The organism is Hyphomonas atlantica corrig., from assembly GCF_000682715.1.
In the GTDB taxonomy this organism is placed as follows: Bacteria; Pseudomonadota; Alphaproteobacteria; order Caulobacterales; family Hyphomonadaceae; genus Hyphomonas; species Hyphomonas atlantica.
Genome location: NZ_AWFH01000002.1, coordinates 110074 through 121861, shown reverse-complemented (window position 1 = coordinate 121861; position 11788 = coordinate 110074). Strand labels below are relative to the sequence as shown.

The 11788-nt window shown below is 61.1% G+C and carries 14 protein-coding genes; 6 read left to right on the top strand and 8 right to left on the bottom strand.

The window, feature by feature from the left end:
* Positions 1–241, bottom strand: a 241-nt coding sequence (locus tag HY36_RS03780; protein WP_035548645.1) for an antirestriction protein ArdA, incomplete at its 3' end; no start/stop codon positions are given.
* A gap of 303 nt (positions 242–544) precedes the next feature.
* On the opposite strand from HY36_RS03780, the gene HY36_RS03775 reads away from it, so the two are divergent.
* On the top strand, positions 545–979 hold the full coding sequence (locus HY36_RS03775; protein WP_051602488.1) for a GNAT family N-acetyltransferase: 435 nt from the start codon (positions 545–547) through the stop codon (positions 977–979).
* A 239-nt stretch (positions 980–1218) separates the two neighbouring features.
* Here HY36_RS03775 and HY36_RS03770 read toward each other — a convergent pair whose 3' ends face one another.
* The 3 genes from HY36_RS03770 to HY36_RS03760 all read right to left on the bottom strand — a co-directional run bounded on the left by HY36_RS03770 (position 1219) and on the right by HY36_RS03760 (position 3695).
* The gene (locus HY36_RS03770) at positions 1219–2058 is read right to left on the bottom strand and encodes a DNA -binding domain-containing protein (RefSeq protein ID WP_081806024.1); all 840 of its coding nucleotides are present in this window, start codon (positions 2056–2058) and stop codon (positions 1219–1221) included.
* A gap of 132 nt (positions 2059–2190) precedes the next feature.
* Positions 2191–2445, bottom strand: a complete 255-nt coding sequence (locus HY36_RS03765) for a hypothetical protein (protein WP_035548639.1) — start codon at positions 2443–2445, stop codon at positions 2191–2193.
* Positions 2442–3695: a Y-family DNA polymerase gene (locus HY36_RS03760; protein WP_035548748.1), complete on the bottom strand. Its 1254-nt coding sequence runs from the start codon at positions 3693–3695 to the stop codon at positions 2442–2444. Before HY36_RS03760 ends, HY36_RS03765 begins: the two co-directional genes overlap by 4 nt.
* A 97-nt stretch (positions 3696–3792) precedes the next feature.
* Here HY36_RS03760 and HY36_RS03755 point away from each other — a divergent pair, with 97 nt between their 5' ends.
* Positions 3793–4446, top strand: coding sequence for an SOS response-associated peptidase (locus HY36_RS03755; protein WP_035548745.1), 654 nt, complete (start codon positions 3793–3795; stop codon positions 4444–4446).
* 401 nt (positions 4447–4847) lie between these two features.
* Here the strand turns inward: HY36_RS03755 and HY36_RS03750 are convergent, their stop codons facing one another.
* The 4 genes from HY36_RS03750 to HY36_RS17625 all read right to left on the bottom strand — a co-directional run bounded on the left by HY36_RS03750 (position 4848) and on the right by HY36_RS17625 (position 8652).
* The gene (locus HY36_RS03750; RefSeq protein WP_035548633.1) at positions 4848–5801 is read right to left on the bottom strand and encodes a hypothetical protein; all 954 of its coding nucleotides are present in this window, start codon (positions 5799–5801) and stop codon (positions 4848–4850) included.
* Positions 5798–6460 carry a TauD/TfdA family dioxygenase gene (locus HY36_RS03745; protein ID WP_035548630.1) on the bottom strand — a complete coding sequence of 221 codons (663 nt, stop codon included), beginning with the start codon at positions 6458–6460 and terminating at the stop codon, positions 5798–5800. Before HY36_RS03745 ends, HY36_RS03750 begins: the two co-directional genes overlap by 4 nt.
* 246 nt (positions 6461–6706) lie before the next feature.
* The gene (locus tag HY36_RS03740) at positions 6707–7858 is read right to left on the bottom strand and encodes an abortive infection family protein (protein WP_035548627.1); all 1152 of its coding nucleotides are present in this window, start codon (positions 7856–7858) and stop codon (positions 6707–6709) included.
* Positions 7859–8331: 473 nt separating this feature from the next.
* Positions 8332–8652: a helix-turn-helix domain-containing protein gene (locus HY36_RS17625; protein ID WP_051602485.1), complete on the bottom strand. Its 321-nt coding sequence runs from the start codon at positions 8650–8652 to the stop codon at positions 8332–8334.
* Positions 8653–8794: 142 nt separating this feature from the next.
* On the opposite strand from HY36_RS17625, the gene HY36_RS03730 reads away from it, so the two are divergent.
* From HY36_RS03730 to HY36_RS03715, 4 genes are all read left to right on the top strand, one after another.
* Positions 8795–9445, top strand: a complete 651-nt coding sequence (locus tag HY36_RS03730) for an RNA polymerase sigma factor (RefSeq protein ID WP_155841688.1) — start codon at positions 8795–8797, stop codon at positions 9443–9445.
* Positions 9446–9462: 17 nt separating this feature from the next.
* On the top strand, positions 9463–10425 hold the full coding sequence (locus tag HY36_RS03725) for a FecR family protein (protein WP_051602483.1): 963 nt from the start codon (positions 9463–9465) through the stop codon (positions 10423–10425).
* A 109-nt stretch (positions 10426–10534) separates the two neighbouring features.
* Positions 10535–10942, top strand: coding sequence for an antitoxin Xre-like helix-turn-helix domain-containing protein (locus tag HY36_RS03720; RefSeq protein ID WP_051602482.1), 408 nt, complete (start codon positions 10535–10537; stop codon positions 10940–10942).
* The gene (locus HY36_RS03715) at positions 10939–11643 is read left to right on the top strand and encodes an RES family NAD+ phosphorylase (protein WP_035548624.1); all 705 of its coding nucleotides are present in this window, start codon (positions 10939–10941) and stop codon (positions 11641–11643) included. The genes HY36_RS03720 and HY36_RS03715 overlap by 4 nt, the downstream gene beginning before the upstream one ends.
* Positions 11644–11788: the final 145 nt, after the last annotated feature.

Sequence of the window (11788 nt, the reverse complement as noted above, 5' to 3'; positions counted from 1 at the left end):
ACAGATGCGACTTTCTGGTCGCACCATGGATCGCCCATTCCTCGGCATCGGGCAGCGGCGAGTCCGCCAGCATGGCGCGGACCTCGGACATGATTTCGTCGGGCGTGGTGACGGCGATCCAGCGTCCATGCAGGCAGCCATTATTGTAGGCAGCAAGGCAGGCCACATAGATGCGCGGTCGCGGTGCAGGTGTGGGTGCAGCGCCGGCTGCAAGGGGAGGTGAGAGGGGCGTGTGGGTCATGGCGTCAGGTCTCGTCTCTCCGCCCAAACATCCCTCCCGCATCAGGCGGGGGTGGGCGGCGAGAAGGCCGGCAGGCCGGACCCTTAGCCGGGCGCGCAAGGCGGAAAGGTAGGAGACAAGGGATATTTCAGGACGCCTTCAGACCCGTCGCCTTGCGCACCCGGCGGGTCCGGGCAGACCGGTCGTCCGCGCCCTCCGCCTGACCGGGAGTCCCTGCGGCGTGCGGCGCGCCCTGGCGAAGGCTGCGGCCAGACCCGCCCGAGGCTGGCCAAAACCCGGGGAATCACCGAGACCGGTTGGGTCATGACCCTCTATGTCCGAGACATCCGCCCATCTGACCGGACCCGCCTGACCCGGCTCTGGGAGAGCTGCGCGCTGGATCCCGCCGCGCCAAGGACGGCGGAGCATCTCGACCGGGCCCTCATGGACCGGTCTCGCACCCTGCTGGTCGGCCATGTCGGGACCCAATTGGTCGCAAGTGTCATGACCGGACTCGCGGGAGATCATGGCTGGGTCCGATGTCTCGCGGTCGCCCCGGCGCATCGGCTGCACGGCCATGGCCGGGAGATGATGGAAGAGGCGGGCCTCTGGCTGGCCGCACGCGGCGCCCGGACAATCGACCTGATCGTGGAGGAGGGCGCCGACATCGCAGAGGCATTCTGCCAGCAGATCGGATTCGCGCGTCAGGACGCCCATCGCTACAGCAAAGGGCTGCTGCAGGAGATTCCGGCTTCCTGATGCCAGGTCAGGCCACGCACCCGTGACCCCTCTGGCCGCAAGGCCAGTGGGAAGCGCGGTGTGCGGCCCCCGGCCGGCGAGCCCCCGCAGCCCCGGCTGTCCCGGACGGGACGGCCGGGGACCGGAGACGAAGCCGGGCCAGTCGCAGGCCCGAAGACGCACAGTCGGCCTGAAGGATCCGAAGCGCCCCGCGCCAGCGGGCCGGGGGAAAGACCGGGCCTGAGGACGCTGCCCGGCGGTCAGAGTGTCCGGCGGCCCGAGGGCGCGCGTGAAAGCAAATGGCGATAGCCGCCATGGATCAGATCGTAAGCCCGCTTGCGGGCGCGGCGCATTTCATCCTTCATGGCCCGGCTCGGGCCGGACCAGGCCGCAAGGGCGCGTTCGGGGCCATGGATCACGCAGGCTGTCTGACGGAGCGACAGGCCTTCTTGCTGACAATCCCAGGCGATCAGCGCATTGCGCAAGGCGAGCCGGGTCCGGGTCCAGGCCAGCCTGGCCTGGGAGGCGGCGTCGCCATATACGCGCTGCGCTTCGGCCAGCAGGTTGACGCGCTGCTGGAAGGTGTCGACCCCGCGAATGAGGAAGCCAAGCCGGACCGGATCCAGGGTGAGCAGGGACAGGCCGGAACATTGCACCTGCACGATATGGCCATTGCCCTTGACGAGGAGATGTTCCTGGCCGGCCATGTCCACCAGATGAACGATGTCGCAGAGCTTGCGCGTGCGCTCATAGATCTCGCATCGCTCTCCCGGCATGGCCGGAGAGACCTGGAGCTGGACCTGCCGCGGGAAGCGGGCCGCAGACCAGAAGGCGAGGGCGTCATAGCCATTTGCCGCCGGATCCGGAAAGAAGGCGAGCCCCCAGCGGTCTGCCGCAACCTGGTCGGTGCGTGGCTTGACGAGCAGGGTGCGGGGACAGGCCTTGCGGATGGAGAGTGTGCCGGGCGGCTCCCGGCCGGCGTCGGCCAGGAAGTCCGGATTGCGCCGCAGGAATTCCCAGGCCCAGCGGCTGCGCGACAGGGTGAGCGTATAGGCATAGGATTCCAGATCCATGTGTGGCGCATCGGGACATGTCGACATGGCCAGCCCTCCTTGCGGACACATGTGCAAGATAGAATCCAATGTAAACCTAAAGGAGAATAATTGTGCTATCTCCTTGCATCCAGACGTTTTTCGGCGGCGCTCGCGCCTGATTTCGCTCCGGCTGGGGCCTTATGGCATGCCGCCCACAAAGCCGCTCGTGTCATCATTGCGCACAAGCGCCAGCCTCACCCCGACATGCCGGCAGCCCGGGCGCGGGCAGGCAAGATGCGTCGCCACTTCATCCAGATACACGTCCCGATGGTCCACCTTGATCAGGAGATGCGTCGGACTTTGCAGCCAGGTATGCAGGCATCTCACACAATTTGCCTCCAGGAGCTGGCTCTCATCGAGATCCGTCAGGCGCATGTCTGTCAGCCAGCTCACCAGAAATCCTCCGCGCTGGGGATGCGCGTGAAGGCGATCTTGCCGCCGGTGAACCCGCCCGGTGGCGGCGTCCATTCTCCCAGGGTCACGACCCGTTTTCCAAACCGGCTGTTCAGGCCGTCAATCGTATGGGTCAACGTCTCCCAGCGCTGGCAGGCGCCATCATCATCGGTGAGCAGGTCGAGCTGGCGGTTTCTGGCCGGGACCAGATCGAGCAGGGTCACCCCGGCCCGGATGATCTGGGATTTGCGTCCGATCTGGTGCCGGGCGCGGGCCCAGATTGTCTTGAGGGCCGCCAGGCAGGCATGATCATCATGGACGCTCGGTAGTGTGTGTTCGCCGAACCAGCCGCGCCCCCTGATGTCGAGCCACAGATACAGGCGGCGGGCATAATACCCGTCCCGGCGCATCCGGCGCGCCGCCTTCATCAGCAAGAGACGCGAACAGGCTTCTGCCTTGTCCGGCGTCCGCCATCCGGGCGACAGGACCCGGCCATGCCCATACATGCCCCGCGAGGTCGGCACCGCCTTCACATCATAGCCATGGAGCGCGTACCACATGCGCTCGCCATTGACGTTGCCCCAGAGATTGCGGAGCTGTTTGGGCTGTGTGGCCAGCAAGGCCTGCATGCTGGTGATGCCGGCGCGTTCCAGCCGGACCTGCAATCTCGCGCCGATCCCGGAAATGTCTTCCAGGGGCACGCTCAGCAAGGGCGCGGGCATGTCGCCTGGATGCCAGATCGTCGTGCCATTCGGCTTGTCCATCTTGCAGGCGGTCTTGGCCAGGAGCCGGTTGGCGGCAAAGCCGATTGAGCAGGTGATATAGGGACCGACATTGTCAGAGATGCGGTGCTTCAATCGATCCGCCAGGTCTTCCGGCGCGCGCCGGTCCCCCGGATCCAGGCGGCAACAAAGCTCATCAATGGATTTGACGGTCTCAATCGGGATCTCGCAGGCAATTTCATTCAGCAACGTGTTGTGTGCCCGGCGAAACAGGTCCGGGCGCTGCGTCACCAGGACGATCTCCGGACAAATCCGGCGGGCCTCGGGCACGGGCATGACATTCTGGCACCCCATCGCCTTGGCTTCCTTGGAACAGGCAATGACGACCGTGCTGTCAGCCACATCGCTCTCGAACGGGATCACCCCGACCGGCCGGCCTCGCAGGGCGGGCATGGCCTGCTGCATGACCGAGGCAAAGAAGCCGTCAAAATCCAGATACAGGCTCTCGATCGTCTCGGGTTTTCGCATCTTCATGTCTCCCTTCTGGAAAACACGACAAAAAGAACGAAACAGGAACATGCGTCAAGCGCTTGCTATTCCCTACAAGACGAATTTCACTGTTTTCATGTGTAACCGATATGCCCAATGGGGCTCCGTTGCGGAGATGCGCGCCTTCATGCGCCTGCTTGACCGGGAGCTGGTGACCACACCGGCGACCGACAATCTCATTCCCCAGGAGAACATCTATCCCGACCAGGATGCGCCGATCATAAGAAACCACACATCCGGCGAATGCGAGCTCGCCCTGCTGCGCTGGGGCTTTCCGCCAATCCCGAACCAGCGCCAGCCGATTACCAATATCCGCAATCTGGACAGCCGCTGGTGGCGGGACGTGAACCGGGACTGGCTGATGGACCCGGCATATCGCTGTCTCGTGCCTTTCACGGCCTTTGCCGAACCTGTGCGGGACTCCACCTGGTTCACTGTAACCGACACACCGGTCGCCTTCTTCGCCGGCATCTGGCGTCCCTGGCACGGGGAACGCCTGGCAGAGCAACCCGGCAAGTCCCGCCGCTCAAAAGAAGAGCGCAATTGGGAGCTTTACGCCTTCCTCACGACCGAGGCGAATGATTTGGTGCGCCCCATCCACGAAAAGGCCATGCCCGCCATACTGCATGACCCGAAAGACTGCCTGGAATGGCTGGGCGGCGGAGACAAGAGCCTCCGCCTGCAGCGACCCTTGCCGAACGCGGCCCTGGAGATCCGCGCCGCCCTCTGATCACCGGTATGTCTGCCTGGAAACCGTGCCGGCTCTCAAACCCAGCGCGGTCGGAAGGAGGCATCGGTCAGGTTGGCACCCATTTCAAGGTTTCAGGGCTTTCAGCACGTCGAAGGGGCTGCTCGTCTGTGGCAGGGGGGCCGGTTTGCCAGCTTTGCGGGCTGGCGCTGAGGGGGACTTCTTAAAATCCCTCAGTTCAGACTAGAATAGCTCCGACTCGTGGTTTGAGCTTTTGACTTTTTAAAGTCGCCCTCCCAATTTTTGTCAGACATCACTATACCCCCCCTGCCGTCGCGGGGGGGTATAGTGATGTCCGGCACAATTAATTGGTTGGTTCAACAAACCCAATTGTGGTTATCTGAGAAAGGTCGAATGAGACTGGTTTCCTCATTGAGACACTATCAAGGTTCATTATTGTCGTCCTCGTAGTGGGACCAATCGTCAGCTGGCGCATAGTATTCTGCAGCGTCGTAGGTTTGGGTCTTCTTGTAGCGATCGCTGAGTCCTACCACGGCAAGTCTGGAAAGCCCGGCAATCTTTAGACCACAAGCGACACATTCGAAGTGGGTCGGCAAATGATCCTGAGATTCGATGATCTCGCCGTCGTCGAGTTTTTGTGTGGGAGCAGAAACCGGCTCGCCAAAGATGAGAGCTGTTGAGCCGCATGATGGGCAGTCGACACGGTGCCCATATTGACGGGTAGCCCACACTGCGGCCTGCGTTTTCACGGCTGAGCGCTCGTCGTCGGGTTTGGCATTCCAGACTTTCCTGTGAGCCTCCATCTCCCCTTTCACGGCTTTCGCGCTCTCATCGGCTGCGGCGTCAATGAGCTTCTTGGCAACCTCCGCTTCATTTTTTCCGACAAATTCTTCGAGAGGGATAGACATTGACGTCAGAAGGACTTTGCACGTTTGATAAAATCTTGGTTGCCAAGTCGACCCTTTTACACCTTCGAATGCGAGTTCTCCGGAATGTAGCTCGGCATTACGCTTTCCTGTATGCACAACGCCGAAGCTTTCGTGTTCCTTTGTGAACTCTGGCAGTATTCCCGCGAGACGCTTGAAAACCTCGCTGATTGCGATGGATCTCGGCGAGAACCTCTCCTCAAAGGGCGTGAAGCCGAGCGCAAAATATAGGTTAGAAGCATTCCTGTCTGTTTCTGCGAGCAGCGCGGGGCTTATGTTTGCAAGGGCGGCGCGGGCAAGAAATTCGAGGGAGAGACTCGACCAAAGAGCGTATTCCCAATCATTGCTGTCACAGTCATACATTTTTTGAACGTATCGCAAGGCTTTCGTGTAGAGCGCCTCAGGGTCTAAGGCTGTTGGAGTTGCACCAGGCTTTATCGGCTTCTTCAATTCATATCTCCCAGATATACTCTTTGAATTAAGCGATCCTCGCATCCGAGCGGTATCTGCGCACGGGCGTGCAGCATGCGCCAGTTGTCGATTATTAGGGTATCTCCCCGCTGAACGAGCGTAACCGACTTTGGGGCATTTTCAGCAAGCCATGCTTGAATCTGCTCATAAGCTGTTTCGCCTAAAGTGCTTGCTGGCCTGAGAAATAACTCATCCCATCTTAGGAGATCGGCACCATCTGTCGCAGGTTCGAATAGACGAAGAAGTGCAAGAGATCGGTCGCGCGGCCGACGGGGTTTAAAAATTGCGCGTGCTAGAGTGTCACGAGGAATAGCCTCGACGAGTGCGCGTCCATCGATCAGCAATGTGGGGACGTCGTTATGCCCAACCAAGCATCGAAGGAGTAGGTAGCGCGGCGGTCTGCGCCAATGGGCAAGATCGGTGTGGAAAGGAAAGCGACCCAGGCCAAAGTTTCCGCTATACGTATTTGGATGAGCTTCTTCGCGAGGCACTAGATTCTGAACGAGACCGCCCTCCCAAGGCGTTAGCGGTTCGCCAAGGTTGCTGGCGATTTCGACGATGTCATCATTTTGGCGGTACTGAGTGATTAAGATGTAGCCGCTTTCAGCAATTTCCCGTCTCAGCTCGAATGAAGTCATTTTTCAGTCATTCTAGTTGCGTTCTTGACTCTAGGCAGGCTCCGGTACGCGCCGCGGAGTAGTGGCAAGATTCTAATTCTCAGATATCGGGGGCAACAGCAAGTTCCGGCCGGTTGGAATCAGGGTATCGGCGCCAATGACATAGGTCCTCCAGTTGCCGCACGCCCGATTTTATCCACCGCCCATCCGCGTCTCTCCAAACCTTACCGTGATCTTAGCGCGTCAAAACTTAGCTTTCTATGCCAGTCATGACATAGTCTTGCCATTCTCGGTCTTGCGTGCTTGCCAAGTCTCGACGAGAAAGGTTGCCATTCCGCCCGCTAGGGTAACGGCCAACGCAGCATGGCGCGGCAAGGGTCTCGCCCGCAAGGGGCCAAGGCTGTGGGCGTCGCCCAGCTTGTTGCGCAACGCCCCAAGAGACTCGACCACTGACTGGCATGAGCCCAAGATTTGTTTGAACACCTGCTCTGTGTGGTTATCTGGAGCCAAGTTGAGGAGTTTTGATAATTGACGATAGAGTCCTGGCAGATCGTCGCTCTCCTTATAATTTTCGCCTGCCTCGACGATGATCCATTTGCAAACATCTTCAAGCAGCGTCCGCGCTAGAGTAATTGCTCGCCCAGGTGACGCTTCGCGGCTCTCCATCGCCGTATGCCAGCGGGCGGCGATCTGGTCTGGATCGAAGTTGGCGAGGCTGTGTGCGATCACGGCGTCAGCGGGGGAGCCTTTCAGCGCGGCGCAGACGGTGAAGATCGGGCTGCCTGACATCTTTCCGGCCTCGGTCAAGCGATAGCCATCGTGAACCAACAAGGTATTGATCTTGCTGACCAAGTCAGCTTGCCGCTCCTGCATTTGCGCTTCAGGTCCAGTAACCGCTTTCAAGAAGGCGAACAGGCGAGCCTTTGAACACTCCAGCATACCCAACGCTTCGAGAATCTCGCGGTTAGTCATGTCATCGTTGCGCACGGTGTGTTGGAAAAGAAAGTCTTCCATCGAACCAGAGCCATTATCGGTCCCCGCCGACATTTCCGCCAGCGGCCATACTTGGCGCAGAAAATCCAGATGATCGAGTTCCGTTGCTAGCGGCGCGTCGTCGAACAGCGTTATTAAGCGTCGGCGGGTAAGGCTCGTGACTTGAGCGCTGCCGAGTTCTTCGATCTTGGCGACGGCTTCGCTTAGCTCAAAGTGGTCCTTTTCCAACAAAAGCTCGCGGGCGGCATTGATGACAACGTCGGTGGGCTCGCCGATGAGTCGCTGCTGTGCATAACGGAACTTACTGCGGTGCGCTTCCTCGGCTTCGCCCGGCGGCAGGCCGAGACGGACACAAAAAGCCGGGACGTTGTAGGATTTCTCGTCTGCTATGGCCGAGGCTAACCACTGCCGCAAATTCTCAATCATACGCGGAGGGATTTTCGGGGAGTGCGCCATTGTCGAAGCCATGCACAAGAGTTAGCTTGGCTTCGACAATGGCGCTAGCGTTTTCAACGCGCGGCAATGCAGTGGGCGCTAAGGGCCAGACCCTGACATTCGCTGTCCGAATGTTGAATGACCGATCCTTCTAAACTAAACAGACCACGCCGCTAAACGTCTCTGCAGCGATCAACCTCGGCACCACCCTTCCCATCAAAATATCCACCAGTCTTTCGCTAGCCTCAGAAGCGGAAATGAGCTCATCCAATAAAGAAGCCGCACCTCTCGGCACGAACTCATTCATTTAATATTGGATATCCCTATGCCCCCCTGCCGTCGCGGGAATCTGCCCAGATTTTTAGTTTCGTATTCCTTCAGTACAAAGATGACATATCAGCAAGTCTATTTGACCTGAGCTGTTTGGTGGAACGACGAACCCGAAAGACAGGTAGGATGTTTTCTCAAGACAAAACGTCCATGATCTTGGCGATCTGTCCCAGCTGTCTGTCATTCATATCAGCCAACTTCGTGTGAATTCGCAGCAAGAGTTTTCCACGATTTCCTGGGGGTGTGGGTGATGCGCCAAACAATTCCACTGGCGTTATCGAGAGGGCATGCGCAATCTTCTCTACCGTGTCGAAAAGTGGCGCAGCCGTTCCCCTCTCGATCTTTCCGATTGTCTCGCGCGAGACGCCGACTTCAGCAGCCAGCCCCTCCAGAGTCCACCCGGCGGCGCGTCGATAGTTTCTCACATTCGCGCCAAATATGCGTTGTAATTCCATAGCCGAATCCTTCGGCAACAGTCACCGCCAATGCGCTTGAATTTTCGAGAAATGAGAACTTTACATTCTCAAAAATGAGAACTACAGGTTATCTATAGTTGAAAAAGTTTCCTTCTGGTTCCTCTCTGTGTGGTGCTTGGCCATGCTGATCAGTTTCAACAATACGCCCATGACCCACCGCGCCCTGACCCCAACCCTCCTCCCGCTACAGCAGACCGGCCGTCAAACCTCGTCCGTCCAGCCCGCGCTTCGCCCGCCCGCACCAGCTGCCCCCAGTCCCGCCCTGACCGAGCTTTACCGCACCTGCCGCGCAGAGCTTGTCCGCTTCGCCCGGATCCGCATCCGTCATGCAAGCGACGCCGAAGACCTTGTCCAGGACGCCTTCCTGTCGGCGGCCCGGGCCTATCCGGACCGGCCGGCCGCCGAGCTCAAACCGCTCCTCTTCACCATGGTCCGCAATCTCTCGATCAATTATCTCAAATCCGGCGACACGCAGCGCCGGCGCAAATCCGACGAGATCGGCGCAGCCGAAGATCGGATGGCCTGCCCGAAGACCCCAAATCCGGAGACGCAGATGTCCGATGCCCAGAGCCTGGCGCAGGTCGAGGCCGCGCTCAAAGCCATGCCGGCGCGCCGCCGCGACGCGCTCCGGCTGCACCGGTTCGAGGGCTTATCCTACAAACAGATTGCCGCACGTCTCCAGGTCTCCCCAAGTACCGTCAAAACTGATATCGCCATGGCGGTGGCGGAGATTGCCGAGACACTTGCCCGCATGGCGCGGGCAGGGGGCTGATCCCGCCGGGGACAGATATGGTGCAGGACCGTTTTTCCGATTTCGACCGGCGCGAGGCCGCGGCCCGCTGGCATGCCGAATTGCAGGATCCGGACGTCGATGAACGGATCTGGCAGGCTTTCCGGGCCTGGGAGCAGGCAGACCCCGCCAATGCCGCCGCCTATCAGGAAATCGAGGCCGCATTGGTCCTGCTCGACCAGTCTTCACTGGCAGACAGCTGGCCTGTACTGCCCCGGCGCCCCCGGCTGCCGCGCCTCCTGCTGGCGGGTGCGGCCCTGGCCGCTGTGCTGGCGGCGGCGCTGTTCGCCGTGACCGCGGCCAGCCCGGGATACGAGCTCCGGCCCGTGATCCATGTCACGGAGATTGGCGAACGCGCCGATGTCACCCTGGCCGATGGCAGCCGGATTCACCTGAACACGGACACTCAGATCGAAATCCTCTTTTCGCAGCAGGCGCGGCGCCTGCACCTGGTGTCCGGCCAGGCCCTGTTCGAGGTCGCGCCGGGGCCGCGCCCCTTCATTGTCGACGCCGGCGAGACCGAGACGATCGCGCATGGCACCCTATTCGACATCTATCGCCGCGAAGAGGGCGTGCGGATTGCGCTGCGCGAAGGCGCTGTCTCGGTGACCCAGGACCATGCGGCCCCGATCCTTCTCCATCCCGGCCAGCAGGCCCTGGCCCGGCCCGGCCAGCCGCCCCAGGTCACCGCGATCGATCCGGCCCGGATCGGCCAATGGCAGTCCGGCACGCTCGAATTCGACAATGTCACGCTGGCCGAAGCGGTTGCCGAAATGAACCGGTATGCGACGACCCGGATCGTGATCGCCGACCCGGCGCTCGCCGCCGAGCGCATCAGCGGGGTCTTTCCCGCCGGCGAGCAGGAGTCCTTCGCCGAGGCGCTGGCCCTCTATCTGCCCCTAAAGGCGGAAGGCAAAGCGGGCCGGATCGTCCTGATGAGGGCAGACGCACGGGCGGACTGACGCACATGGCCGGGACGGAAACGTTCCGCGCCGATTGGCTCATATTATGTGCAATCTTGCCAAATGGCGCATTCTGCGCTATATGATGACCCGTATGAGGAGCCCGATCATGAGCCTGCACCTGGTCACCAAGCATGAGACCCCTGAGGACCGCGCGGACATAACCGATGCCGAAGGCGCCGCCATGGCGCGCGCCGTGGTCAATCTGTTCCGGCTCTGGGGCCTGACTGAAGCGGACGCCTGCATCCTGCTGGGCGGCCTGTCGCGGCGCACCTATGCGCGCTGGAAAGAGGGCGAGATTGGCCGGCTGTCGATTGACCAGAAGACAAGGCTGTCGGTCCTGATGGGCATTCACAAGGCGCTCAAGCTCCTCTTCACCGATCAGGGCCGGGTGACGGACTGGGTGAAGAAGCCCAACCAGGCCTTTGGCGGACAGCGCGCCCTGGATGTCATGCTGGGCGGCTATCTCACGGATCTGTTCCGGGTCCGGGCCTATCTGGATGCCGCGCGCGGATGAGCAAGCGGCCGCCGCAATGTGGCGTGGACTGGCCGGAGGCGCGGCGGATCATCTCCTCACGCTATCCGCCGGTTGATCTGTTCGAGGACATCGCCGACCCGCGCGACTGGGAGCTGATAGCCTCGGCCGAAGCCAAGACCAATCCGCGCGTGATGGATCAGCTTGGCCGGCTCGACCTCGTCCCGCCGGAGCGGCGGGTCTCCGGGCCGGGGGCCAGTCATGTCATGGCGCCTTTCGTCCATGTCAGCCTGGACCGTCCGGGCCGGTTCCATGACGGGACCTTCGGCGCCTATTACGCGGCGCGCCATTTCGGGACGGCTGTTGCCGAAACTGCCTGGCACAAGAGCCTGTTCTATCGCGCCACAGAGGAGGCGCCGGGCTGGTTCTGCCAGATGCGGGAATTGGTCGGCGCGGTAGACGCATTGCTGCACGATCTGCGGGGCCAGCGAGACTTTGACTCCTGCCTTTTGCCGACCGATTACACGGCCTCCCAGAATCTTGCCCGCACGCTGCGGGAGGGCCGCTCGGACGGGCTGGTCTATCCGAGCGTTCGGGATGAGGGCGGCGAATGCCTCGCGGCCTTCTGGCCCGACGTGGTCGCCATTCCCGTCCAGGGCCGTCACCTTGCCTATCATTTTGACGGACAGAGGATTGATCTGGTCCGGGATGAAAACGGCGGGGATATCTGGCGGCTGGACTGACTGACACGTTGAGGGGGCGTCGCCGCTCACCCCGGCGGCGCGCCAAGTCACCATGATCGGGTTTGTCGTCGTGATACTCGGGACAGCGCAGCTATCTTTGGCGCTCAGTACCGGCATGAGGTGCGCAGCGGCAGCCGCGCCGACT